Source organism: Gillisella vitis, assembly GCF_001541345.2.
GTDB lineage: Bacteria > Pseudomonadota > Alphaproteobacteria > Rhizobiales > Rhizobiaceae > Allorhizobium > Allorhizobium vitis.
Window position 1 is genome coordinate 96,219 of record NZ_LMVL02000003.1, and the last position, 24,465, is coordinate 120,683.

Annotated in this window: 28 protein-coding genes; 11 read left to right on the top strand and 17 right to left on the bottom strand. The window is 57.2% G+C overall.

The features are described from left to right. Nucleotides 1-7 precede the first annotated feature (7 nt). The gene (gene smpB, locus ASB66_RS10495) at nucleotides 8-484 is read left to right on the top strand and encodes an SsrA-binding protein SmpB (protein ID WP_015915448.1); all 477 of its coding nucleotides are present in this window, start codon (nucleotides 8-10) and stop codon (nucleotides 482-484) included. Nucleotides 485-544: 60 nt separating this feature from the next. Here smpB and ASB66_RS10500 read toward each other — a convergent pair whose 3' ends face one another. From ASB66_RS10500 to ASB66_RS10515, 4 genes are all read right to left on the bottom strand, one after another. After that, the gene (locus tag ASB66_RS10500) at nucleotides 545-823 is read right to left on the bottom strand and encodes a hypothetical protein (RefSeq protein WP_060715913.1); all 279 of its coding nucleotides are present in this window, start codon (nucleotides 821-823) and stop codon (nucleotides 545-547) included. A 232-nt stretch (nucleotides 824-1,055) separates the two neighbouring features. Continuing rightward, nucleotides 1,056-2,129 (bottom strand): bifunctional transcriptional activator/DNA repair enzyme AdaA, encoded by a 1,074-nt coding sequence (locus tag ASB66_RS10505; protein WP_060715912.1) that lies wholly within the window; start codon nucleotides 2,127-2,129, stop codon nucleotides 1,056-1,058. Nucleotides 2,130-2,239: 110 nt separating this feature from the next. After that, nucleotides 2,240-3,754, bottom strand: a complete 1,515-nt coding sequence (locus ASB66_RS10510; protein WP_060715911.1) for a methyl-accepting chemotaxis protein — start codon at nucleotides 3,752-3,754, stop codon at nucleotides 2,240-2,242. A 638-nt stretch (nucleotides 3,755-4,392) separates the two neighbouring features. Then, entirely contained in the window at nucleotides 4,393-4,971 is a 579-nt protein-coding gene (locus tag ASB66_RS10515) for a LabA-like NYN domain-containing protein (RefSeq protein ID WP_060715910.1), read from the bottom strand. A 311-nt stretch (nucleotides 4,972-5,282) separates the two neighbouring features. Here ASB66_RS10515 and rpoZ point away from each other — a divergent pair, with 311 nt between their 5' ends. The 6 genes from rpoZ (at nucleotide 5,283) to era (ending at nucleotide 11,549) form a co-directional block, all read left to right on the top strand. After that, nucleotides 5,283-5,681 (top strand): DNA-directed RNA polymerase subunit omega, encoded by a 399-nt coding sequence (rpoZ, locus tag ASB66_RS10520; RefSeq protein ID WP_060715909.1) that lies wholly within the window; start codon nucleotides 5,283-5,285, stop codon nucleotides 5,679-5,681. A 157-nt stretch (nucleotides 5,682-5,838) separates the two neighbouring features. Beyond that, nucleotides 5,839-8,079 (top strand): RelA/SpoT family protein, encoded by a 2,241-nt coding sequence (locus tag ASB66_RS10525; RefSeq protein WP_060715908.1) that lies wholly within the window; start codon nucleotides 5,839-5,841, stop codon nucleotides 8,077-8,079. A 301-nt stretch (nucleotides 8,080-8,380) separates the two neighbouring features. After that, nucleotides 8,381-8,533 carry a DUF3563 family protein gene (locus tag ASB66_RS10530; RefSeq protein ID WP_015915454.1) on the top strand — a complete coding sequence of 51 codons (153 nt, stop codon included), beginning with the start codon at nucleotides 8,381-8,383 and terminating at the stop codon, nucleotides 8,531-8,533. A gap of 562 nt (nucleotides 8,534-9,095) precedes the next feature. Further along, entirely contained in the window at nucleotides 9,096-9,839 is a 744-nt protein-coding gene (gene lepB, locus ASB66_RS10535; RefSeq protein WP_060716036.1) for a signal peptidase I, read from the top strand. Continuing rightward, nucleotides 9,836-10,555: a ribonuclease III gene (gene rnc, locus ASB66_RS10540; protein WP_060715907.1), complete on the top strand. Its 720-nt coding sequence runs from the start codon at nucleotides 9,836-9,838 to the stop codon at nucleotides 10,553-10,555. Before lepB ends, rnc begins: the two co-directional genes overlap by 4 nt. Nucleotides 10,556-10,565: 10 nt before the next feature. After that, nucleotides 10,566-11,549, top strand: a complete 984-nt coding sequence (era, locus tag ASB66_RS10545; protein WP_060716035.1) for a GTPase Era — start codon at nucleotides 10,566-10,568, stop codon at nucleotides 11,547-11,549. A 12-nt stretch (nucleotides 11,550-11,561) separates the two neighbouring features. Here the strand turns inward: era and ASB66_RS10550 are convergent, their stop codons facing one another. Then, the gene (locus tag ASB66_RS10550; RefSeq protein WP_234612492.1) at nucleotides 11,562-12,662 is read right to left on the bottom strand and encodes an AbrB family transcriptional regulator; all 1,101 of its coding nucleotides are present in this window, start codon (nucleotides 12,660-12,662) and stop codon (nucleotides 11,562-11,564) included. Nucleotides 12,663-12,894: 232 nt separating this feature from the next. Between ASB66_RS10550 and recO the strand changes: the two genes are divergently transcribed. Further along, nucleotides 12,895-13,689, top strand: coding sequence for a DNA repair protein RecO (gene recO, locus ASB66_RS10555; protein ID WP_060715905.1), 795 nt, complete (start codon nucleotides 12,895-12,897; stop codon nucleotides 13,687-13,689). Nucleotides 13,690-13,712: 23 nt separating this feature from the next. Continuing rightward, nucleotides 13,713-14,003, top strand: coding sequence for a hypothetical protein (locus ASB66_RS26215; RefSeq protein ID WP_156544978.1), 291 nt, complete (start codon nucleotides 13,713-13,715; stop codon nucleotides 14,001-14,003). A gap of 398 nt (nucleotides 14,004-14,401) precedes the next feature. Here ASB66_RS26215 and ASB66_RS10565 read toward each other — a convergent pair whose 3' ends face one another. Beyond that, on the bottom strand, nucleotides 14,402-15,253 hold the full coding sequence (locus ASB66_RS10565) for an MOSC domain-containing protein (RefSeq protein ID WP_060715903.1): 852 nt from the start codon (nucleotides 15,251-15,253) through the stop codon (nucleotides 14,402-14,404). Between the two features lie 4 nt (nucleotides 15,254-15,257). Further along, on the bottom strand, nucleotides 15,258-15,902 hold the full coding sequence (locus ASB66_RS10570) for an HD domain-containing protein (RefSeq protein ID WP_060715902.1): 645 nt from the start codon (nucleotides 15,900-15,902) through the stop codon (nucleotides 15,258-15,260). Between the two features lie 360 nt (nucleotides 15,903-16,262). Between ASB66_RS10570 and ASB66_RS10575 the strand changes: the two genes are divergently transcribed. Continuing rightward, nucleotides 16,263-16,883, top strand: a complete 621-nt coding sequence (locus ASB66_RS10575; protein WP_060715901.1) for an EF-hand domain-containing protein — start codon at nucleotides 16,263-16,265, stop codon at nucleotides 16,881-16,883. Between the two features lie 249 nt (nucleotides 16,884-17,132). Here ASB66_RS10575 and ASB66_RS10580 read toward each other — a convergent pair whose 3' ends face one another. The 7 genes from ASB66_RS10580 to ASB66_RS10610 all read right to left on the bottom strand — a co-directional run bounded on the left by ASB66_RS10580 (nucleotide 17,133) and on the right by ASB66_RS10610 (nucleotide 21,433). Further along, nucleotides 17,133-17,675, bottom strand: a complete 543-nt coding sequence (locus ASB66_RS10580; RefSeq protein WP_060715900.1) for a tyrosine phosphatase family protein — start codon at nucleotides 17,673-17,675, stop codon at nucleotides 17,133-17,135. Beyond that, a complete protein-coding gene (locus ASB66_RS10585; protein WP_060715899.1) occupies nucleotides 17,672-18,319 on the bottom strand; it encodes a YfbR-like 5'-deoxynucleotidase in 648 nt (215 codons plus the stop codon). The genes ASB66_RS10580 and ASB66_RS10585 overlap by 4 nt, the downstream gene beginning before the upstream one ends. 1 nt (nucleotide 18,320) lies before the next feature. Next, entirely contained in the window at nucleotides 18,321-19,160 is an 840-nt protein-coding gene (gene ygfZ, locus ASB66_RS10590) for a CAF17-like 4Fe-4S cluster assembly/insertion protein YgfZ (protein WP_060715898.1), read from the bottom strand. 177 nt (nucleotides 19,161-19,337) lie between these two features. Beyond that, entirely contained in the window at nucleotides 19,338-20,114 is a 777-nt protein-coding gene (locus ASB66_RS10595) for a hypothetical protein (protein ID WP_060715897.1), read from the bottom strand. A 17-nt stretch (nucleotides 20,115-20,131) separates the two neighbouring features. Next, nucleotides 20,132-20,389, bottom strand: coding sequence for a hypothetical protein (locus ASB66_RS10600; protein WP_015915468.1), 258 nt, complete (start codon nucleotides 20,387-20,389; stop codon nucleotides 20,132-20,134). A gap of 99 nt (nucleotides 20,390-20,488) precedes the next feature. Continuing rightward, nucleotides 20,489-20,923 (bottom strand): TIGR02301 family protein, encoded by a 435-nt coding sequence (locus ASB66_RS10605; protein WP_234612490.1) that lies wholly within the window; start codon nucleotides 20,921-20,923, stop codon nucleotides 20,489-20,491. Between the two features lie 69 nt (nucleotides 20,924-20,992). Beyond that, nucleotides 20,993-21,433, bottom strand: coding sequence for an NUDIX hydrolase (locus tag ASB66_RS10610; RefSeq protein WP_060715895.1), 441 nt, complete (start codon nucleotides 21,431-21,433; stop codon nucleotides 20,993-20,995). A gap of 90 nt (nucleotides 21,434-21,523) precedes the next feature. On the opposite strand from ASB66_RS10610, the gene ASB66_RS10615 reads away from it, so the two are divergent. Continuing rightward, a complete protein-coding gene (locus ASB66_RS10615) occupies nucleotides 21,524-22,279 on the top strand; it encodes an SOS response-associated peptidase (RefSeq protein WP_060716034.1) in 756 nt (251 codons plus the stop codon). A gap of 23 nt (nucleotides 22,280-22,302) precedes the next feature. Here the strand turns inward: ASB66_RS10615 and ASB66_RS26465 are convergent, their stop codons facing one another. From ASB66_RS26465 to ASB66_RS10625, 3 genes are all read right to left on the bottom strand, one after another. Then, nucleotides 22,303-22,443, bottom strand: coding sequence for a hypothetical protein (locus ASB66_RS26465; RefSeq protein WP_171430955.1), 141 nt, complete (start codon nucleotides 22,441-22,443; stop codon nucleotides 22,303-22,305). Nucleotides 22,444-22,701: 258 nt separating this feature from the next. After that, the gene (locus ASB66_RS10620; protein WP_060715894.1) at nucleotides 22,702-23,610 is read right to left on the bottom strand and encodes a CDP-alcohol phosphatidyltransferase family protein; all 909 of its coding nucleotides are present in this window, start codon (nucleotides 23,608-23,610) and stop codon (nucleotides 22,702-22,704) included. Between the two features lie 37 nt (nucleotides 23,611-23,647). Then, nucleotides 23,648-24,346 (bottom strand): phosphatidylserine decarboxylase, encoded by a 699-nt coding sequence (locus ASB66_RS10625; protein WP_015915474.1) that lies wholly within the window; start codon nucleotides 24,344-24,346, stop codon nucleotides 23,648-23,650. Nucleotides 24,347-24,465: the final 119 nt, after the last annotated feature.

Consider the following 24,465-nt stretch of genomic DNA (forward strand, 5'->3'; position numbering starts at 1 on the left):
CAGAGTTATGGCACCCAGAGGCAGCCAGCGCACCGTAAACAAGATCGTCGCGGAAAACCGCAAGGCGCGGTTTAACTATGAGATCATCGATACCTACGAGGCGGGCATCATGCTGACCGGCACGGAGGTCAAGTCTCTGCGCGAAGGCAAGGCCAATATTGCCGAATCCTATGCTTCAGACGAGGGTGAGGAAATTTGGCTGATCAATTCGCATCTGCCGGAATATCTTCAGGCCAACCGTTTCAACCATGAACCGCGCCGCCGCCGCAAATTGCTGCTCAACAAGCGCGAGATCAATCGGTTGCGCGTTGCCATCAATCGCGAAGGCATGACGCTGGTGCCGTTGAAGATCTATTTCAACGAAAAAGGCCGCGCCAAACTGGAACTGGCCTTGGCCAAGGGCAAAAAATTGCATGACAAGCGCGAGACCGAAAAGGAACGCGACTGGAACCGGCAGAAAAGCCGGTTGCTGAAAACGGGCTGAGATGCGGTGGGTTGTCAAAGCGCCGCTTAGTACGGCGCTTTGACAGGTATGGCGCGAGTTTTACCGCCCGTGCATCCCGATCAGAAAGGCATAGGCCGCCAGCCGAGCGTGCCGCTCCTGTTCCTGCCGGGATGAGATTTCCCAATGGTCAAGACCGATATCGCGCAATTGATGCGCATTCAGATCTCCCACATGATTGCTGGGTGTTGTCCCGCCCCGGCGCAAGAAACAGCGCGCCAGAACCGAAGCGATCCAGCGATAGGCCGTCGCAAAGCGACGGGTGAAACCGCCTCTGGGGGCCAGGACAACACTGTTTTTCGTCGGATCTGTCGTGCGCATGATCTTTTCCTTTCAAGCGGGCACGAGGACAGGAGCCTACGTCTCGACGACGCAGACAAGCGATGGGTGAGGGGTGAAAAGGTGGCAGACCGAGAACCTTGTTATCCGTCATGGAAACAGGGAAATTCTCCCTTTTCCTGGAAATACTCTGGCTGCCAGTGGACGCGCGGAAAATGACCGAGATGCGTCAAATCGTCCAGCGAATGTTTTGAATGACAACGATCAGCAACGCTTATGGGTTGTGTTTTATGCGCCGTTCGTGATTGAGCAACCACTGTTTGCGCCACAGTCCGCCGCCATAGCCGGTGAGGCTGCCATCCGCGCCGATGACCCGGTGGCATGGTATGACGATAGCGATCTGATTTGCTCCATTTGCCCGTGCCACTGCCCGCACGGCGCTTGGACGGCCGATGGATGTGGCCAGCTTTGAATAGCTACAGGTTTCCCCCACTGGAATTTGCCGCAGCGCCTGCCACACATCGCGCTCGAATGGCGTGCCATGTCCGGCCAGCCGGGTTTCGAAACCCTGGGTTCCGACTCCATTGAAATCGCCGCTGAAATAGCGCGCCAGTTCTGCTGCGATTTGTTCGGTCACGGCGGTTCGCCCGATTGCCACCCCGCAGCCCTGCCTTGCCTTCAGGCGGTTCAGTTCCGTGGGCAGGGCAGGCCGGTCGGCAAATTCGAGCAGATGCAGCGCATGGTCATCGGCGATGGCAAGCATCGGCCCGATCGGTGTGTCGATCCAGTCAGCCTTGAGCAGGCCGAGGTCCTTCATCCGTGCCGGAGCATTGCCAAGCAATTGAGTGATAGCGGTACGAAAGCCGCTGCCGGATGCATATCCGGCCTCCATCTGCGCTTCGATCACCGCCTCGCCAGCGGCAAGGACTTCGGTGCCAAGACTGATCCGGCGTAGCCGCGCCATTTCAATGAAGCTCACTCCGAACCGGCGTTTGAAGGCGCGCCGGACTGTGGATGGGTCGTGGCCAAGCGCGATCACATCGTCCTCCCGCCAGCGACGGCCAGGATCGGCCTCCAGAAGATCCAGCAGGGTTTTCACCAGGGGATCGGCGTGGCCATAGGCAAGAAGCGGGCGGCAGCGCTTGCAGGGGCGAAAGCCACCTTCAAGACAGGCGGCAATGGTCTCCGTAAACCGGCAATTTTCCGGTTTGGGTTTGCGCGCCGTACAGGTGAACCGGCAGAAAATCCGGGTCGAGGTGACGCAGACATAGGCGAAGCCGTCATAGGACGCATCTTTGGCGACCAGTGCGGCATAGAGGGTATCGTCGGAAGGGTGTTTGAACAGCATGAGCAGGTTTTACGTCATTCCACCGGATGCTGCCGCCGAAAAACGGGCATGGATATGCCCGTTTTCAAAAATGTTTTGGCAGGATAACCAATTTTATTTTTATCCGACCATCAGGCCGCATAACTCTGGTGATAGGCCCCGGACCGTGGCGTATGCGCCTTCGTCCCTTGCGTCTGGAAACGGGCCAGCAGCGATGCCAGATGGTCGGATACACCTTGTAGCGTATGGGTGGAGGCGTTGGTTTCCTCCACCATCGAGGCATTCTGCTGGGTCAACTGGTCCATGCTGGAAATAGCGGCATTGATTTCATTCATGCCGGATGCCTGTTCCTGGGCGGCCTGGGCTATGGCTGCGATATGTCCGTCCACTTCACGAACCTGATCGCTGATGGTGCGCAAGACGTCGCCGGTCTGGTTGACCAGGGCCACGCCATTGGCGACGTCTTTCGACGAGCGGTCGATCAGCGTTTTGATTTCCTTGGCGGCATTGGCGGAGCGCTGTGCCAGTTCACGCACTTCCTGGGCCACGACTGCGAAACCTTTGCCTGCCTCGCCCGCCCGTGCGGCTTCCACCCCGGCATTCAGCGCCAGCAGGTTGGTTTGGAAGGAAATTTCGTCGATGACGCTGATGATCGAGGAAATCTTCGTCGAACTGTCCTCGATGGCGCTCATGGCCGCGACCGCATTGCCGACGATCTCGCCCGATTTGCCGGCAGCCTCTGCTGCATGGCTGGCCACCGTCTGGGCTTCGCGGCTGCGCAACGCCGATTGCTTGGCAATCACGCTGATTTCCTCCAGCGCCGCAGCCGTCTCTTCAAGGGCGGCGGCCTGTTGTTCCGTGCGTTTTGCCATGTCGTCGGTCGCCCGGGTCAGTTCCCGGGTATTGGCATTGACCTGGCCTGCCTCGTGGCTGATTTCGTCGAAAGCGCCCGCCAGGGTGGCGACGGCCTTGTTGAAATTGCCGCGCAAGGCCTCGTATTGTGGCGCAAGCGGCGTCGTGATCTGTGCCGTCAAATTGCCGTTACTCAACGCGGCCAGTGCATTGTCCAGGGCACGCAGGGCCTGTTGCTGTTCTTCTTCGATCCTGGCGCGTTCCGCGGCAATTTTGCTGCGCTCCTCGCCCAAAGCTTCGCCATAGGTGGAAATGGCGAAATCCATATCCAGCATCGTGGCGCGGATCAGCGCGGAGATTTTTGGAATGGCGCCTTTCAAGCGGCTGCCGAACAGCGTTCCACGCATCTCTGCTTCCAGCACGCCGGTGACCAGGCCCGAAAGAATCAGGCCATAACCGTCGATATACCAGCGCGGGTCGAGGCCCAGCCTGGCATGGGTGCGGCCAATCGTGGTTGCCGAGGCAACATAAGCGCCGTCCAGATGACCGGACAGCAGGTGGCTCCAATGCTGGATCTGTTTCTGTTTGGCGTGTTCGATATGGCTGTCGCTGGAAAAAAACTTGGCTGCTTCCGGGTGCTGTTTCGCGATCTGGTAGAAGATGTCCAGCGTCGGACCGATGGAATGGGCAATGATCGGCTGCAAGCTGGCGATGATCCCAAGATCGCTTGCCGTCAGCTTCAGGAAAGCCATTCGCTTGTGGAGGTCGCCATTGTCTTCGGTTGCATTAGTCATGAAACACCCTGATCATTTATCCTGTTTTGAAACGTATGATCACCAGCCATTGAAAACGAAGATTTGCACGACGCAGGTCATAACGCGACGTCTCCGTTGCATCCCATGGTGTCTCCCACGGTGTCCAGGTCGCGAGCTGAGGCAAAACTCAGTTAAAGCGCGCAATGGTTGTGGTCTCGGTTATCATTCTCCCAGTCGTGGATCCGTTAAGATCTCATCTTCCATGGGAAAGGTAACGCTCAGAAATTTAACAATAGGATAATGAGGCGAGCTCAAGCGCTCATCCGCCAGGATCGGGTAAACCATGACATTATCGCAAAAACCCTCAGAATATGCTGAGCTTGCGATGCAGAATAGATAACAGATACAGTCATGCCATGACCCACCTGCCGGGTGGCGTATCCGGTCCGAGCCGGAACTTTATTTTTATCAAAAAAACAAACAGCAGGACGATTGCGCGGCAACCTAAGGGTATTTCCCAGCGCAGAACACAAAAGAGTATGAGCCCAACGTGGGAGGGGGGACCCTGGTTGCCCCAGGATCGTCCCATTGTGCATCAGATATAAAGGTGCAGCAGATATAAAGCGCTACAGCAAAACTGAGTGCGCCGTATTTGGTGCACGGCGCGCTGTCAGCGATCAGATCTGCGGTTCTGCCAGCATGGGTTCAACCTGGCGTATTGGCCGTTCGCTTGGATCGCGACCGATTTCAGCCTTCAGCGATACAAGATCGATGAAATGATCGGCCTGGCGGCGAAGGTCGTCGGCAATCATCGGCGGCTGGGTCGACATGGTGGAAACCACGGAAACCTTGCGGCCCTTGCGCTGAAGGGCTTCAACCAGCGTGGTAAAATCGCCGTCGCCGGAGAAGATCACCAAATGATCCACAGTTTCGGACTGTTCCATCGCATCGATGGCCAGTTCGATATCCATATTGCCCTTGACCTTGCGACGGCCCATGGAATCAGTGAATTCCTTGGCCGGCTTGGTAATGACCTTGTAGCCGTTATAGTCCAGCCAATCGATCAGCGGACGGATCGACGAATATTCCTGGTCTTCGATCAATGCTGTGTAATAGTAAGCGCGCAGCAGATAGCCACGCTTCTGAAAGGCTTTGAGCAGCTTGCGGTAATCGATATCAAAACCAAGGCTTTTGGAAGCCGCATATAAATTTGCGCCATCTATGAAAAGCGCTATTTTTTCTCTCGGATCAAACATCCTTCAACATCCTTTGTTATATACATTAGCGCGGCATCACGTACGGCCAGCCTCGGGTTCCAACCCGACTCAATGTATTATGATTTAATCATATATGAATTATGTATCCAGCGATAGAGCATATTCCAACCGCCTGTTGATTGAATCTTTATGAGTTTCCATTTTTTTTTACAATTTCTAGGTTGAGTCTGGCTGAAACGACGCTCAGGAAAAACTTGAACTCCGGCGATAATACATGTATCCGGTCTGTCAATCCCTCAGGAATAAATATTAAAAGCCCCAGGACTAAATAGTAAAAAGAAGGACAGACCATGGCACGCGTCACCGTGGAAGATTGCATCGACAAGGTCGATAACCGTTTCGAACTGGTTCTGCTGGCAAGCCATCGCGCCCGTCAGATCTCCCAGGGAGCCCAGATCACCATCGACCGCGACAATGACAAGAATCCCGTCGTTGCCCTGCGCGAAATCGCCGATGAGACCCTGTCGCCGGACGATCTGAAGGAAGATCTGATCCATTCCCTGCAAAAGCATGTCGAAGTCGACGAGCCCGAACAGGACGCTGCCTCCGTTGCCGAAGGCCAGCTGACCAGCGGCTCGCAAGACGAGGACGAAATGCCGGAAACCGTTGCCTTCGACCAGATGTCGGAAGAAGAGCTGCTGGCTGGCATCGAGGGCCTTGTCCCGCCGGAAAAGAGCGACGATTACTGATTGCCGAAGGCTCAAGATCGGCGTACCGGTCTTGAGGTGGTCCGATCTTTCAAACTCTCTGTGCGTCAATCGGAAGGTTGGCGCGCTTTTTCTTTTGAGAGTGCGTCTTGGACCAGCGTTCTGTGGCCTGATTTTCGATTGATGGAGTAGCCTGGGCATGATGCGGCAGTATGAGCTCGTGGAGCGGGTACAGAAATACAAGCCCGACGCCAACGAAGCATTGCTCAACAAGGCCTATGTCTATGCCATGCAGAAACATGGCCAGCAGAAGCGAGCCAGCGGCGATCCCTATATTTCCCATCCGCTGGAAGTGGCTGCCATCCTCACCGAAATGCATCTGGACGAGTCGACCATCGCGGTTGCCCTCCTGCATGACACGATCGAGGATACCACGGCGACCAGGGCCGAAATCGACGAATTGTTTGGCGAGGATATCGGCCGGTTGGTCGAGGGCCTGACCAAGCTCAAGAAACTCGACCTCGTTACCAAGAAAGCCAAGCAGGCCGAAAACCTGCGCAAGCTGCTGCTGGCGATTTCCGACGATGTGCGGGTTCTGCTGGTCAAGCTGGCCGACCGCCTGCACAATATGCGCACGCTGGAGCATATGCGCCCCGACAAACGCGCCCGGATTTCCGAGGAAACCATGGAAATCTATGCGCCGCTGGCCGGCCGCATGGGCATGCAGGACATGCGCGACGAGCTGGAAGACCTATCCTTTCGCTATATCAATCCCGAAGCTTACGAGACTGTTACAAAGCGGCTTGAAGAGCTTTCCCGACGCAACGAAGGGCTGATCAAGAAGATCGAAGACGAGTTGAGCGATCTTCTGGTCGCCAATGGTCTGCTCCAGGCCTCGGTGAAGGGGCGCCAGAAGAAACCCTATTCAGTGTTTCGCAAGATGCAGTCCAAATCGCTGTCCTTTGAGCAGCTTTCGGATGTTTATGGCTTTCGCATCCTGGTCGATGGCGTTGCCGCTTGCTACCGGGCGCTTGGCATTGTCCACACCCGCTGGCGGGTGGTACCTGGCCGGTTCAAGGACTATATTTCGACGCCGAAGCAGAATGATTACCGGTCGCTGCACACCACCATCGTCGGCCCGTCACGCCAGCGTATCGAGTTGCAGATCCGCACCCACCGCATGCATGAAATCGCCGAATACGGCATCGCCGCCCACGCGCTTTACAAGGACGGCGAGGGCGGTGGCGAAGGCGAGCTGCTGTCGCGCGAGAGCAATGCCTATTCCTGGCTGCGCCACACTATTGAGGCGCTTGCGGAAGCCAACAATCCGGAAGAATTTCTCGAACATACCAAGCTGGAACTGTTCCAGGACCAGGTGTTCTGCTTCACCCCGAAGGGCAAGCTGATCGCCCTGCCGCGCGGCGCCACGCCGATCGACTTTGCCTATGCCGTCCATACCAATATCGGCGATACCACCGTCGGCGCCAAGATCAATGGCCGGATCATGCCGCTGGTCACTCGCCTTGCCAATGGCGACGAGGTGGAGATCATCCGCTCTGGCGTGCAGGTGCCGCCAGCGGCCTGGGAAGAGATTGTCGTCACCGGCAAGGCCCGTGCTGCCATCCGCCGCGCCACCCGCATGGCGATCCGCAAGCAATATTCCGGCCTCGGCTACCGAATCCTCGAACGGACCTTCGAGCGCGCCGCCAAGACCTTTTCTCGCGAGATCCTGAAACCGGTTCTGCACAGGCTGGGGCATAAGGATGTCGAGGATGCCATCGCGGCAGTCGGTCGCGGCGAAGTGTCGTCACTCGACGTGCTGCGCGCCGTTTTCCCTGATTACCAGGACGAGCGCGTTACGGTAAAGCCTGCCATGGACGATGGCTGGTTCAACATGCGCTCGGCCAGCGGCATGATGTTCAAGCTGCCGCAAGGCAAGAAGGCGTCTGACGCCGCAAAACCTGCTGATGGCAGTCTTGCGGAGGAGCTGGATCCGCTGCCGATCCGCGGGCTGGCCGGTAATCTCGAAGTGCATTTCTCCGCAGCCGGTGCCGTTCCCGGCGACCGGATTGTCGGCATTATGGAAGACGGCAAGGGGATCATCATCTATCCGATCCAGGCGTCTGCCTTGCAGAAATACGATGACGAGCCGGAACGCTGGATCGATGTCCGCTGGGATCTGGACGAGGCGAACAAGTCGCGCTTCCATTCCCGCATTCTGATCAACGCCATCAACGAGCCGGGTACGCTGGCCAAGGTGGCGCAACTGATTGCCGGGCTGGACATCAATATCCGGCTTCTGTCCATGATGCGCGTCGCTGCGGATTTTACCGAAATGGCCTTCGATCTGGATGTCTGGGATCTGCGTCAGCTCAACCAGCTTTTGTCGCAGTTGAAGGAGCTGGATTGCGTGGCAACCGCCAAGCGGGTCTATGACTGAGGCTTGGATTGCCGACTTCGATTGAAATTATCCTGCCGATACAAAGCGGTACAGCGTCATAGGTGCGTTTTATGACACGCACGGCGCTGTAAATGCTTACTATCCGCTTTGGCGGTGCTGCCAATGTTTTGACATCGGAGCCTTGTTTCTGATCAAATTTCGTGCAGTTTATGGCTAAATTCCACGGTTTTTAACGATGCCATGCATTATACGCATGGCTGGAAACGCGCCTTGTCTCTGGTTCTTTGTGCAGTGCACTCGTATATTGAGGTCATCGAAACAAACACAGAGAGATAAGACAATGTTTGGTCCTATTCGCAAATTTGCCCGCGCCCTGCGCGTCCCGACTGCCCAGGAACGTGAAATGGCTTACCTGAACGCTGCCCATGACCGCCTCGACCTGGAATATCGCCAGCGCGAAATCGATGGTGGCCTGTTCCGTCGCATCCGTTAATCGCTATACGCCGGGCGCATGGCTGACCTGTGAAATCAGCTATGCCGGGTGAGGCGCAATCGGATGTCGAGCAAGAAGGTCGCGGTCATGCCGGGGCTTGTGAATGAAAGACTTGTGAATGAAAGACGGGGCAAATCCAGCCACGTCGTGTAATGATGGCCATCATGAATGGTCTTCTTGATATGGGACCATCATCTTTGGGTGGTCTCGCTGACGAGCGCGATGCGTTCGGGCGCTGGCCAATCTCAAAATTACACTCGGGATGTTTCCTGGCCTGATGTTTTCCGGCGCATGCGTCTGCATCCATGTCCATTATTTATCTTGGCTGGCTTTTTATCTGGGATTGCCTGGTCTATCGGCTGCCTTGTTATCAAGGCCAAGATCCCCACCTATGCCACCTCTTTCCCGTTAAAGCTCGTTTCTCAACGATAATTGTCTGATCCGCGCGCTCTCCTGTCGTGTTATCCGGACGCAAGCGCGTGATGCAACGGTTTTGCCGTTGCCGGTTCGGCGTGAAACGACTAGAGAAACGTCAGACTGACGAATTATGAAAGAGACCGGCGTGACGGATAAAGTCGAAAAGAAGCAGAATGCCCTCTGGGAGAACATCAAGGTCATCATTCAGGCGCTGGTGCTTGCCATGGTGATCCGCACCGTGCTGTTCCAGCCTTTCACCATTCCGTCCGGCTCGATGATGCCGACGCTGCTGGTGGGTGATTATATCTTCGTCAACAAGTTCTCCTACGGCTATTCAAAATATTCGCTGCCTTTTTCCCTCGATCTGTTTTCCGGTCGCATTCTGGAGAGTGAGCCCAAGCGTGGCGATGTCGTGGTCTTCCGCTTTCCGCCCAATCCTGACATCGATTATATCAAGCGCCTTGTCGGCCTGCCGGGCGATCGTATCCAGGTGACCGATGGCGTGTTGCTGGTGAACGGCAAGCCAGTACCGAAAGTGCCGGACGGAACCTTCACCTCCGATTACCGGATGGATGCTGGGCTCGACGTGCCCGTCTTCCGCGAAACGCTTGATAATGGCGTCAATTACGACACGCTGGATGAAACCCAGAATTCGGCTGGCGATAATACCCGTGAATTCACCGTTCCCGCCGGTCATTACTTCATGATGGGCGACAACCGCGATAATTCCGCCGATAGCCGCTTCGATGTGGGCATGGTTCCGGCTGAAAACCTGATCGGTCGCGCCTCGGTGATCTTCTTCTCGCTTGGCAATAACACGTCCTTCCGCGAAATTTGGAAATGGCCGTCCAATATGCGGTGGGACCGTTTGTTCAAGGTCGTTCAATGAAGGCTCCCAAGGCCCTGACTGCTGAAGAACGCGAAAAAGTGGAGGCCGTGATCGGCTACCACTTTATTGGCAAGGAACGGCTGGACAAGGCGCTGACCCATTCCAGTGCCCGGCCCGCCAAGGGGAGCGATTATGAGCGCCTTGAATTCCTGGGTGACAGGGTGCTTGGCCTTTGCGTGGCCGAGCATTTGTTTAGGGTGTTTCGATCTGCCACTGAAGGCGAGTTGTCGGTGCGGCTGAACCAATTGGTCAGCGCGGAGACCTGTGCGGCGGTGGCCGATGAAATCCAGCTGCATCGCTATATCCGCACCGGCGCCGACGTCAAAAAGCTGACCGATAAGAACATGCTGAATGTGCGGGCCGATGTGGTGGAGAGCTTGATTGCCGCCATTTATCTCGATGCTGGACTGGAAGCGGCGCGTGCCTTTGTGTTGAAGTTCTGGGCTGAGCGTGCCTCCCGGCAGGATGCCGGTCGACGTGACGCCAAGACCGAGCTACAGGAATGGGCGCACGCAAAATTTGCAGCGACACCGGTCTATCGGGTTGCAGACCGCTCTGGACCGGATCATGATCCGAGCTTCACGGTCACGGTGGAAATCGGCAAGCTGAAGCCGGAAACCGGAATTGACCGGTCGAAGCGCGCCGCAGAACAGGCGGCAGCGACCCGGTTGCTGGAAAGAGAAGGCGTGTGGACGAGATCCGCCGCCTCAGATTGATTGGATGACAATGACCGAGCATGAAAACCAACCGACTGGCGATGGCCAGATCGCTGACACTGTTGCGGGTACCGTGGCCGAAGATGCGGCTGCTGTTCGTCCGACCCATTCCGGCTTCGTTGCCCTGATTGGTCCCACCAACGCCGGCAAATCGACCCTGGTCAACCGTTTCGTCGGTGCCAAGGTGTCGATCGTCAGCCACAAGGTGCAGACGACACGCGCCGTCATGCGCGGCATCGCCATCCATAACAACGCACAGATCGTCTTCATGGACACGCCCGGCATTTTCAAGCCGCGCCGCAAGCTGGACCGCGCCATGGTGACATCCGCCTGGGGCGGGGCCAAGGATGCTGACGTGATCCTGCTCTTGATCGACAGTGAACGCGGATTGCGCGGCGATGGCGAAGCCATTCTGGAAGCACTGAAGGATGTGCATCAGCCAAAAATCCTAGTGCTGAACAAGATCGACCAGGTGCGTCACGAGGATCTGCTGAAATTGGCCTCCACCGCCAACGAGTCGGTGAAGTTTGAGCGTACCTTCATGATCTCAGCAACCAACGGCTCCGGTTGTCAGGACGTGATGGATTATCTGGCAGATTACCTGCCGGAAGGCCCCTGGTATTATCCGGAGGATCAGATTTCCGATCTGCCGATGCGCCAGCTGGCGGCTGAAATCACCCGTGAAAAACTGTTCCTGCGCCTGCATCAGGAATTGCCCTATTCCTCCCATGTCGAAACCGAGAAATGGGAAGAGCGCAAGGACGGCTCGGTCAGGATCGAGCAGGTGATCTATGTCGAGCGCGACAGCCAGAAGAAGATCGTGCTCGGCAAGAATGGCGATGCCATCAAGTCGATCTCCACCAGTTCGCGCAAGGAAATGTCCGAGATTCTCGAACAGACGGTTCACCTGTTCCTGTTCGTGAAAGTCCGTGAAAACTGGGGCAACGATCCCGAGCGATTCCGCGAAATGGGCCTTGAGTTTCCAAGGGACTAAGCGCTTTTCGTTCTATACCTTGATCCGGTTGGCGATGAACTTTGAAATCGACGGGCCGAGCGCCAGGATCATCAGGAAGCGTGCCGTTTGCAGGGCCAGCACGAAGGGCAGGTCCACATGGGTGGTGGCGGCAATGATCGCCACCGAATCCAGCCCGCCCGGGCTGGTGGCGAGATAGGCGGTCAGCGGATCGACGCCCAGCAGATACCACAGCAGAAAAGCCAGACAGCCGCCGAAGGAAATCAGGATCAGGATCGAGAGGGCGACCTGTGGTGCCGCTTTTGCAGCATGCAGCAAAAGACGGCGGCTGAAGGCCAGCCCGATACGCCACCCGACCATGGCATAGGCCACGGCCAGCAGCCAGAGCGGCAGTTCGATCTTCACCAGCCCGAATGAATTCAGCACGGCCATGACCAGCATTGGCACCAGCATCGTGCCTGCCGGGATTTTCAGATAGTGACCGGCGGCAGTGGACGCAGCGGTCACCGCCAGCGTCAGGGCCAGGGCTTGGCCGTCAATATCAGGAAAAAACACTAGGGGCGGCGGCTCGGCACCGGCGATGTTGAAGACGAAGGCTGCCATGGCCGCAGCCGCCGAGGCCACGCAGACGACTCGCAGATATTGCATGAAGGCAACCAGCCGCGTATCGGCGCCGTAAGCTTCCGCCATCAGCACCATAGCCGAGGCGGCTCCGGCCGAACTGCCCCAAACCGCTGTGGTTCCCGGCAGAACCTGGCGCTTCGCCATGATATAGCCGAGCAGCGAGCTGAGCGCGATTACCGACAGGGTGGCGCCGATAAACAGCGGCCAATCCTGCAAGAACCGCCGCAGGATATCGCCATTCAGCGATTCGGCGATCATGCAGCCCACCAGCGCCTGGGCGGCAATATAGGGTGGGCGCGGCAGGGCAAGTCTTGCGCCATTGGTGGCAAACACGATCGCGGCAATCATCGGCCCAAGCAGAAGCGCTGCCGGGAAGCGGACATATTCCAAAGCCCCAGCCACCAGCAGCGACAAGAGCAGCAGTAGTATCCATTTGAGCGCGGATGGAAGCGCTGTCAGCCGGCCATCGCCCAAGGCGGGTTCGGTGTTTTTCGTGTCCATTGGGGTCATGTCATGCCGTCTTGCGGGATCTGAACCAGGGATACGGCGCTGAAGTGAAGCATGCCGCAGGTTGAAAGGCCTGGTTGCTGTATAGGGCCATCTTCCTGTTTGCGCCATGCAAAATTCTGGCATGCCAGCTATGCTGCCTGATCGCCAAAAGACATGCTGGCTCGGACGCGTATATAGGGAATATCCCGATTTTTTACGGGCGAAAATCATCGCTCTGGTATAAAAACAATCTATGGAATGGACCGATCAGGCAATTGTGTTGGGTGTGCGCAGGCATGGCGAAACCAGCGTCATTGCCGAAATGATGACGCTGGCGCGGGGCCGACATCTCGGTCTGGTGCGGGGTGGGCGATCACGCACCATGCAGCCGGTGTTGCAGCCGGGCAATGTCGTGGAAGTCACCTGGCGGGCGCGGCTGGAAGAGCATCTGGGCGATTTTCGCGTCGAGCCATTGCAGTTGCGGGCTGGCCATCTGATGAGCTCGGCCACGGCGGTCTATGGTGTGCAGGCGTTGGCGGCCCTGCTGCGGTTGCTGCCGGAGCGCGAGCCGCACGGGCATCTGTATGAAGCGATGAATATCATTCTCGATCACCTGCATGAGCCAGCGTCGGCGGGGGAATTGTTTATCCGGTTTGAACTGGCAATCTTGAATGACCTTGGTTTCGGTCTGGACCTGACGGCATGCGCGGCCACCGGCGGGCGTCAGGATCTGGTTTTCGTCTCGCCGAAGACGGGAAGGGCGGTTTCTCATGCCGCCGGTCTGCCCTACGCGGACCGCCTTCTATCCCTTCCGGTTTTTCTACAGCCGGAGCCGCTCGCGGGAAAAGGCAAGCAAGCCGATGCCCAAGCCCTGCAACAGGCCTTCCGGCTGACTGGTTATTTTCTACAAAGACATGTGTATGAACCGCGCGGGCTCACGGCTGGAGCCGCGCGCGATGGTTTCTGTCAGGCGGCGCTGAAAGCCTTGGAGACACCTGAGGAGATCGCGCTCGGTGGAGCGGCCCCGAAACCGGTGAGGGTACCATAGGCATTCTCATTGGATTTTTTCATATGCGTGCGGATGGCGCGTTGCAGTTCGGTGACATTGCTATAAACGCCGCCATCCAGATCAATGACTGGAAATTTCACGGCGATGAATTTGACCCGGTTGCCTTCCGGGACGCTGATTCCAACCGGCACACCGGCATATTCGATAACTTGTTTTTCCATAGTCATATCCCCGCCCGCTTTGATACGCAGGCCAATAGTCGATCAATTGTGGTGTCTTGTTTTAAGAACGCGTCACATTCGACAGCAAATGAAAGACATCATCATAACGCCTCTCACGCCAAGCGGGCATAGGTGCGAGGAGCGCGCCGCACGGTGCGATAGTCTACGCATATGCTTTACCTCCTTGCCAGGGAGCCGATTATGGAACCGGCTCTAGATTGAACACGTGTCGATCGATGTCCTGTCCGATTGACAGATCCTGGTAGCGTGTATCACCACCTTGTCGACAGCGTTGAAGGTAAGATCAATGGGTCGATCCGTCAATGGCGCTCCAATCAAAAACAAAATATATTTTTGTGATCGATTGAATATGAAGGTTTCGTGGCAAAATGAATCCCACATGCCCCATTTCGGAAAATAGCGTTCGCATTGCGGCAAAATCTGCGCAGTCGCAAAAAGCCAGAAAAAATTCCCGTTAAAATTGAAATTCTGGATTTTTATGCAAAATATCTGTCGGTTAGGAGAACCGTTTACCGGCGTTTCCTGAGTTCTATGCCGTCCGGGCGCCTTTCCAGCACCTCGACAGTATCGCCAAGGCGCAGCGTGCCGATGGCGCGGGGAACAGTGTTCCAGCCGAACAGCGGACCGGGAACGCGCTTATCGCCTGACATTCGAAGCCGTCCCATGGCGGCAAGCGGCGAGGGGCCGGAGCGCGATCCAGTCTTCTGATCTTGTGTTGTCATGATACAGCGGGCGCAGGGCTTGACGAGATCGAAGCGCAATCCACCAATGGCGATGCTGGCCCATTGGTCCTCCTCCCAGGGCAATGCGCCGTCGATGACGATATTGGGCCGGAAGCGGTCCACGGCAACCATGCCCTCCCCATGGGATTCCATATCGGCGTTCAGCGCGTCGAGCGAGGCTGTCGTGGTGATCAATACCTGATAGCCATCGGCAAAGGTGACGGGGGTTTCCGGTCCGGCCCAATTTGCATTGGCCAAGCGCGAGGCCTGCTCATCGAAGAGCACCAGTTCGAGCGGCCTGCCGAACCATTGAGACAAGGTGTCGTTGACGGCGGGATCAGCCAGGGCCGAATCAACCAATGACCGCCACACCGTGACCGGCTTGCGGGCGCTAAAACTCTCCAGGGGCATGCTGATGTTGCTGCCATCATCGAGTTGCAGATGTAATAACGCGCCGTCCAGCCTCACCTCAAGCCGGGCCAAGTCCGGCAGCTCCCTCTGAGTGACGAAACGCCCCGAAGGCTCAACCAACATGAACTGGCGATCGCCGAGAAGACCCTGCGGGCGAATGTCGGCTTGTGTCAGGGCAATGCCCCGTGCGCTTTTTAAAGGATAGATGCAAAGGGCGGAGAGAAACATCGGATCAGATCTCCTCAAGAAAATCACTGAAAATCGCCTGGAGGCGTGCATGGCGCTCAAGCGCCATCTGTTGTCCGGCTTGAGTCTGGAAGCCATCCGCCAGCTTGAAAAGCTTGGTCTGAAAATGGTCGATGGCAAAGCGCTTATCGTCCAGTGGGCGTTGCAAAGCCTTCGGATCGGCTGGATCGTAAAGACCGGAACCGAGCCGCCCGGCAATGTAGAAGCAGCGCGCTGCACCGACCACCCCGATGGCATCCAGCCGGTCGGCGTCTTGCAGAATTTTTGCTTCCAGCGTTTCGGGGGCAAGATTGGCCGAAAAACTATGGGTGAGGATTGCGTGGGAGACCGCTTGGATGCTGCTCGCTGGCCACTGACCGCCTTCCGTCAGGATCGTTTCAGCTTTTTTTGCGGCAAGGCGGGACGCATCCGCACGGTTGGGTGCGCTCTTTTCCATGGAGACGCAATCATGCAGCAGCACGGCAGCGGCAAGAACCTGACGGTCGCCGCCTTCGATCGCGTGGATGCGCATGGCGTTTTTGAACACACGCAAAATATGGGCAGCGTCATGCGAGCCGTCATTGCCCTCAGTGGCATGCGGAAGGAGCCATTTGGCAAGATCGTCATGAGGGGCGAAGGCTGTGGTGATCATCGGGGCATCTTCTCGGAGGGAATCACTCGGTTCTGCTGTATCATTGCCCAAATCCACTGAGATTGAAGGATAAATCCACCCTCAAATCGCATGATTTTGCGATGGTGTTAGCAGTGGGCAAAGTCGTACAAAAATAAGCAATTTTCCGTGATTCTGTGTCACCATACCTGAGCTCTTTTTAACTCAACCTCTAGAAAACCCAGGATTTTCAAGGGAATTATTCGGCCCATACAAATTATCACCTATAACAATTGCCTTTTGACTAAGATCCCCAAATCACGATAGTCATCGCGCAGCGCCGTCCTGTCTCGCGTTTAAATGGCGCTATAAAAATAGAAACAACCTAGACAGGGGTTTTCAATGACGAGCGTTTCTTCAGCGTCTCTTTCGTCGGTGTCGTCTTACAACGTCGGCTCGACATCCAGCCTGGACACCAATGGTGATGGTGTCGTTTCTGCGGAAGAGCAATCTTCAGGCTCTACCAGAACTCAGGATCCGACCGTTCTGAGCGACAGTGCCGCCAACAGCACATCCTCGCAGCTTTCCAGTGACCTGATGGCGATGGAACTGTCCCGTGGCGACACGACGTCCACCGACCAGAATGCAACCAAGTCCATCGACACTGATAGCGATGGAAAAGTAACCAAGGAAGAATTTGTCAATGCACGTCCGGAGGATGTGTCTGAGGAAGATTCGACCAAGATGTTCGAGGCCATTGACTCGGAAGATGCTGGCTATGTGACCGAAGACCAGATGCAGCCTGACGGTAAAATGCCCCCTCCGATGATGATGGGCGGTATGGGCGGTATGGGCGACATGCAGAGCCTTAGCAGTATGATGTCCGGTGACAGCAGTGGTAGTGAAGACAGCATGTCCATGGATGACGTGTTCAGCCAGATGAGCTCGGTTATCAATGCCTATCGTTCCGCTGGCGGCACTGCCGACGAAACCGATACGACCGGACAAACTGCCGCTGCCTGACGGGTCGCTATCGCACCCGACTACCCCGGTACAGGATTTTAGAGCTCATCGTTCTAGGACTGAGACTGGGAGATCATTATAGCAGCCATGAGGCTGAATGCTGCCCTGAGGGGCCGCTACTTGCGAACAAACGGCATGGAGACATGATGCCTATGCCGATTGAACCCGCATCAAGCTTTACCAATCTATCCCTTATGTCTCCACCTCAACGCTGATTTACTGATCCCTCGGATCGAGCGCCTATCCGTATCAAGCGGAGCTGGAGACCGGATCGGCTGCTAGAATTGGCAGCACAAATGGCGCATTGCCATCGGCGTCCTGGCCGCGGCCTAGTTTTTTCACCGCCGTAACGAAGCGCCCCCCGCGTGAAAGCAAGGTATCGGCAATCTCCACCATCCTGATATTGGGCGTTGCAAACGGCGACGCGGCCCGCAAGCCCTGTGCCAACGCCTCCTCGTCCTGTTCGGGATGAAGCGCGAGGCTGGCAATCAAAGCCGCAGCTGGAGAGCGTGATACCCCCATCCAGCAATGGATCAGCAGCGGCGCAGTCTGGTCCCAATCCTTCACGAAATGAATAATCTGTTCCACATGCACATCTTGCGGAGCGATGAGGTCGCCTCTACCGGCAAAGGTAATATCGTTCAGCGCAAGCGTCATGTGCCGGCCCGGAGAAATCACTGCGGGGCGATGAAAATCCTGGCCCTTGGCCAGCAGGCTGATCATTTCTTTCGCCTTGTGGCGCACGGCCATTTCGGCAAGGCGGGCCAGCGGACTGACGATGAAATAGCTCATGGCGCAGCCGTACCGGATTTTTTATGGTTTTCCGCCTCACGCAGCCGCTCGATGGCGTCGAAACGCTCCGCAAACTGCCGCTGCGCTTCAATGGCTGGCATAGGGCCAAGCGGCAGCATGTCGGCGGTAATATGGCGTGGCTGACCGAAAATCCGGATCGCTTCGGCGCGGGAAAAGCCTGCAAGTTCAGTGGCCTCGAAATAGGCGGCGATGCTATCGGCTTTCTTGATCAGGCTTTTCAGGCTGGCCGTGGGATGCGATGGCAAGCCAAATCGCAGATGGATGGCCGCCTCCAGCCGCTTTTCGACCAGCTTATAGCCGCCGCCCACCACCGCCTTGAAGGGCGAAATCATATCGCCGATCACATATTCCGGCGCATCGTGTAGCAAGGCCATTTGCAGGTCGTTGGCGCTGTATTTGCTATTGCAGCGGCGAAAGACCTCTTCGACCACAAGGCTATGCTGGGCCACGGAAAACGCATGGTCGCCAACGGTCTGGCCATTCCAGCGGGCGACGCGGGCAAGGCCATGGGCAATATCGGAAAGCTCGACATCAAGCGGCGAAGGATCGAGAAGATCGAGGCGACGGCCCGACAGCATCCGCTGCCAGGCCCGCGCCGATGTTGGAGGAGGGGCGGCGGGCATGTCAGTCCTCGTCTGACGCGGCAGGAAAATCCAGACCGGTCCAGGTGGGCAGTTGCAGCTGCACGGCCTGGTCACCGGCCAGAATAGGCGTGCCGTTTGTTATCGCATCGCCAGTGCGGTCGATGCGCAGGATCGCCAATCCGATGTTGTCCAAAATCGTGCCGAGTGTACCAAGCGGCTTACCATCGGCACGAAGCTCGGTTCCGGTTGCGGGCAGAGCAGTGTCGGCGGAAACGATGGCGATCCGGCGGCGGGCCATTTTACGGTGATGCATGCGCGACACCACTTCCTGCCCGACATAACAGCCCTTCTTGAAGGAGACGCCGCCATTGAGATCAAGCAGCACGTCGTGCGGATAGGCATCCTGAAGCGGATAGTCGAGCCCCGCTTCGGCCACCCCGGCCTTGATTCGCAACGCTGTATAAAGCCGGACATCATCCCCAGCCGAGTTGACGCGACCCGGCACGCGCCAGACAGTTTCACCGGCAGCAGCGAAACGACGATCCTGAAAAGCTTCGGCCGGCACGTTGTCCCAGATCACCGTGACTCCGGAAAATTCAGCGGGGGTCAGGGTCACGGCGGCGCGCAGCTTGTAGAGCGTCAGGCGGCGCAGCAGGGCCTCTTGTTCGTCAGATTCCACCTCCAGCAGATAACCATCGCTCAGCGGATAGACCAGCATGTCAAACAGGATCTTGCCCTGCGGTGTCAGCAACGCCGAGGGCGCGGCTTGCCCAGACACGATAAGGCCGAGATCTGCGGTCAGCAAATTGTTGAGAAAATGCGTGGCCTCTGCTCCAGCGACCTTTAGAAAAGCCCGGTTTTCAAGAAAAACGGCTGGCATGAGACGATCCAATCACATCTTACGTGCCCACGGCTTCGTTTACTAAATCCGTGGATTGCACATTTTTCTCTTCAGCAAAATCGATTGCCGCGAGGTGACATACTTTGACGCCGGTTGCCTTGTCGGGAAAAGCGGGTTGGGCTTTTCCCTGATAACTCTAAGGCAAACACACGTCCATCAATCGCCTGCCGTGAAGAATTTCCATTTGCCATCGGGTGCAATGCCGATGCGGAAGAAATTGTAATTGCCAACTTCCAGCATGTTTTCAAAATCGCCGGCTGTCACCAGCCGAAGCAATTCCACCTTTTCCGGTGGGGTCAGCGTTGTCAGCGGCTTTTCGGCGAAATAGGGCCAGACATAGGCTTCCTCCGGGGTCCCGGCATTGACATGCACGAAGCCGGTCGACAGCACGTCCAGCATGATGGCCAGGACTTCGAGGCCGTCTGGATCGCCAGAAACGCTCTTGATCGTCTGGATCGGGTCGCCATTGTCATTGCCAAGCGCCAGAGCCGTCGGATCATTGCCGCCCGCCAGAAGCGCGCGCAAGCGTTCCGGATCGCCGGAAGCTGCGGCTTCCACCAGTTTTTCGCGCAGTTTGCGCACCGGTTCGGGAGCCTTACTGATATCGTAGATCACCTCAACAGGCGCGTGGGGTGCCGCTTCGGCAGCCGCGCCCTTCGCCTTATCGGCGGGTGTGGCCTGCTGTGGTTCGGCGCTGGGGGCGCTCTTCGGGTCAGACGTACTATCGGTTGGCAGGCCGGGCTGCTGGCCGGCTTGCGGTTGCTGTCCCTGTTGCGCCGCCTCCTTGGCGCCGCCCTGCAATTCCGACAGGGCGAAACTGCTCCCCGGAAGAGCCAGAACGGCAACGCTTGCCATCCAGCCGCAGACCAGAATTGTTTTTACATTGTTCTTGAGACCGGTTGTCTTTGCTCCGGTCTGGCATGCCTTGCGCATCTTATTGCCTCTGAAACTTACTGAACACTTCGCTTGGGAGAAAACTCACCGGCCAGCATACGGGCGCGCAAAGACTCCAACATGGCTTCCGCACCATCTTCGCCATGAATGCGGATGGTTTCGCGCATGGCCAAAGCAATGGCTGCATCGGCGATGATTTCCGGTTCGATGCCATCAGCCATGCCGTCGGCCCAGGCCTCGTTCTGATATTCGAGGGCAGCCTGCATCTTTTCATGAACGATCATGTCGTCAATCTCGTTGCGGCGTGGTTCCATTCTGCATGTCCTCGAAGCGATACTTACTCAGCTGTTAACGACTCTATCAGTGTTTTATCAAAACGACACGGGCGAATGCTAAATCGGATGAATTATTGGTTAATTTCCAAAGCGCGCCGTCATTTCCCGAACAAGTGTTGCGCCTTCAGCACGATACTGGCTTTCTGCCACCCGAGCGGCGGAAGTGCAAGAGGGATGCACTGCGGCAAAAGCCCGATAACCACGGTTATAGGCGGCTGTCAGCATCTGTTTGCGGGCCGGTTCAGTGCCTGCATCGAGCGCGATGAGTTTTTCGGCCGCAGCCCGCCATTGCTGCTCCGGCTGGCCTGCGCAGAGATTGCGCAGATAGGTCACGGTCCCCAGGATTTCGGAGAGCCGATTCAACTGCCCGTCATAGGGCGTTGCCTGTTGCACAGATGGTGCAGCCTCGCTGGGCAGCTTTGCTGGAGGCGCGACATTTGCCGCTGCCGCAAGTCCCGCCAGAAGGACGGACACGGTACAGACGGCAGGAAAAAGCAGTATTGGTCGGGTCATGCATATCCATGGCATATCCGGCGGATGCGCCGGGATTAACTTGAACCTTATCACGATTCCCGCCTTCGTTTACGCTGCTTTACCGCAAGCCACCAGCTTTTCCACGCAGTCGCGCACGCTCGGTGGCACGGGCTGATCCAAGATTTCCGCCGGGCTATACCAGCCCAGCGCTGCGGCATCGCTTTGGGCGACCGCTGCCGCTGCCGGATCGTCCAGAGTGACGAGGAAAACGGAAAGCCGGAAGTGATGGTGACTAGGGCCGCCCGGGTCCGGGTAGAGGTCGTAGCTGACAAACAGATCGGGCGCATGGGCCGATAGCCCGGTCTCCTCTTTCAGTTCGCGCAAGGCGGTCTCTTCCGGTGTTTCGCCCGGTTCGCCACGCCCGCCGGGAAAGGCATAGAGATCGGCGGCGGGCGGTTTCGACCGCTTGACCAGCAGCAGCTTGCCCTGCCGGATGACGATGGCGGAGGAGGCGGGGGCGAAAAAAACCGGGACGGGTTGCTCGGTCATACGGTGCTCGTTCTGTTTGCAGGTCTGACGCATCAGGCAGCGGTTATAAGCTCGCTTGACGATAGGCTCTGTGACTGCGAAGACAAGTCCATGTGTGGACGTTTTGCCCTGACCGTGACACCGGATGAGATCGTGGAGGCCTTTGGTCTGCATGAACTCGAGGCCTTTCCGCCCCGGTTCAACATTGCTCCGACCCAGCCGATTCTGACGGTTGGCAATGGGGAGGTGCCGATGGTGGGCAGCAACCTGCCGAGCAGGCGGGCGCTGCTGGTGCGCTGGGGTTTTCTGCCCGGCTGGGTGAAAGATCCAAGTGATTTTCCATTGCTGATCAATGCGCGTTCTGAGACGGCGGAAACGAAGGCGTCCTTTCGCGGCGCCATGCGCCATCGCCGTGTTTTGATACCGGCCTCCGGTTTCTATGAATGGTATCGGCCAGCAAAAGAAAGCGGTGAAAAACCGCAGGCTTACTGGATCCGCCCCGCCCAGGGCGGTATTGTCGCGTTCGGTGGTCTGGTCGAAACCTTTGCCGCTGCCGATGGATCTGAAATCGATACCGGCGCAATCCTGACCACCCGTGCGAATCGTTCCATTCGAGCGATCCACGACCGCATGCCTGTCGTGATCGCTCCGGAGGATTTCGAGCGTTGGCTGGATTGCAAACGCCAGGAGCCGCGCCATGTCTCTGACCTGTTGAAACCGGCAGGCGAGGACGTGTTCGAAGCCATTCCGGTTTCCGACAAGGTCAACAAGGTCGCCAATACCGGCTCGGATGTACAGGTCCGTGTCGAAAACCCGACGCCTAAAGCCGAGCCTAAGCCGCCTTCGCAACAGCTATCGCTGTTTTGAACGGTATTGGAAAAAGGGCGTCCTCACGCGACTTTCTTGATCGGCGCTCGCTTCAACATCAGAGCGGCGGCAATCACCGCTTTCAGGCCGATTGGGCGGTAATTGTCGCTCAATTCCGGCTTGGCCGGTTGCTGGGCTTCTTTTGTTTGCAGGGGGGCGGGCATGATGTTCTCCAAAGTGTTTCCATGGCGGCCTGTCAGGTTTGCTTGCAACCTGAGGGACACGCATTTCCCTTGTTTCAGTCTGTCCTTATCGAGAAAATCGGGGTGCGTTTTTCCCGTGACAAACTTCCGAACAGTCGTTTTCCTGACTGTTCAGGTTTAGAGATCATGACACTTTCGTGAACAATGCAAATTAATTTAAATCAAAGACTGCTACTTTTCGTGAGTCTGTTTTACAATTTCCGGTTTTAAAGGCCTGTTTCAAAGGCCTCGATCCATTCCGGCGCCGTGATGGTCGTCGTGGTCTTCCATGACGGTCAAGGTGCCGTATTTCCGCTTCCAGGCACGGGCCCCAAAGGGAAGGGAGAGGAGATAGACGATGACCGTAACCGACAGCACTTCCCAGGTGAAGCTCATCAGCAGGGCGACATAGAGCACCACGGCGATCGTCAGTGGCAGAACCAGATCGCGGCGGACCTTCTTTTCGGATTTGCCGGACCAGACCGGCAGGCGGCTGATCAGCAGGAAGGCGATCAGCATCGTATAGGCCGAGGACGCAAAGGCAAAACCAGGCGTGGCTTCCACGCCCAGAAAGCCGAGATAGATCGGCAGCATGACCAGAAGCGCACCAGCAGGCGCGGGAACGCCGACGAAATAGGCATTTTGCCAAGGGGCCTTGATGGCACGCTCGTCCATCACATTGAAACGGGCCAGCCGCAGACCTGCGGATATCGCAAAGATCAGCGCCGCGATCCAGCCGAAGGACCGGGCCTGGTCCAAAACGTAGATATACAAAACCAGACCGGGTGCCACGCCGAAATTGACGATATCGGCGAGCGAATCCATTTGCGCGCCAAATTTCGATGTGGCTTTCATCAGGCGGGCGATGCGTCCGTCGATTCCATCGAGAAAAGCGGCGACCAGCACCATGCCGACCGCAAGCTCGAAACGTCCTTCGAATGCCAGGCGTACGCCGGTCAGACCGGCGCAGATTGCCAGAACGGTGATCAGGTTCGGAATCATGAGCCGCAGGGGAATTTCCCGCAGCCTAGGCCCGCGTGAAGCCTCGTTGACCTCCTGCTGGCCTGCCTGATTCTCATCCGCCGGATTGCTCGGCCCCTCATTCTCTTCCGAGGGGTGTGCCTGATGCTGCGGCGTGTCGCTGTTCATGGTTGACCTGTCTCCGTCATGGCCTACAAAAATCGTCTCAGCTGCGGCGGCTGATGACTGGGCCCTTTGCCGAACCATATTCCGCGATCACGGTTTCGCCACCGATCGAACGCTGGCCAACCGCAACGCGAGGCTCGGCACCGGCTGGGAGGTAGACATCCAGTCGCGAACCGAAGCGGATCAGGCCGAAACGTTCGCCAACGCCGAGTGCCTGGCCCGGCACCGACCAGCAAAGGATGCGACGGGCTACGAGGCCTGCGATCTGCACCACGCCGATAGCGCCGCGCGGGCCATCGATGACCAGCGAGTTGCGCTCATTGTCGGTGCTGGCCTTGTCCAGTTCAGCATTCAGGAAACTACCTTCCCGGTAGACAACCTGGCGGATTGCGCCGCGCACCGGCGCGCGATTGATATGGACATCGAAGACATTCATGAAGATCGAGATGCGCAGCATCGGATCGCTCGATAGCTGCAATTCTTCCGGCGGGATGACCATCTGGATCATCGACACGCGGCCATCGGCCGGGCTGACCACCAGATCGTCATCCTGCGGGGTGAGGCGCTCCGGGTCGCGGAAGAAATAGGCGCACCATAGGGTCAGCAGCAGGCCGACCCAGAACAGCGGCTCCCAGATCCATCCGAGCACCAGCGACCCGACGAAGAAAGCGCCGACAAAAATATAGCCTTCCTTATGCACGGGAACGAGGGTATTGCGGATCGTATCGAACAAGGACATCGGTAGGACTTCTCCTGAAAACTCTATTGATGACGTGACTACCGCGAAACGTGTTCAGGGGCAATGCCGGGCCTGATTGAGGCCTTTCACGGGAAAGCCGCCGCACTTTTATACATGCC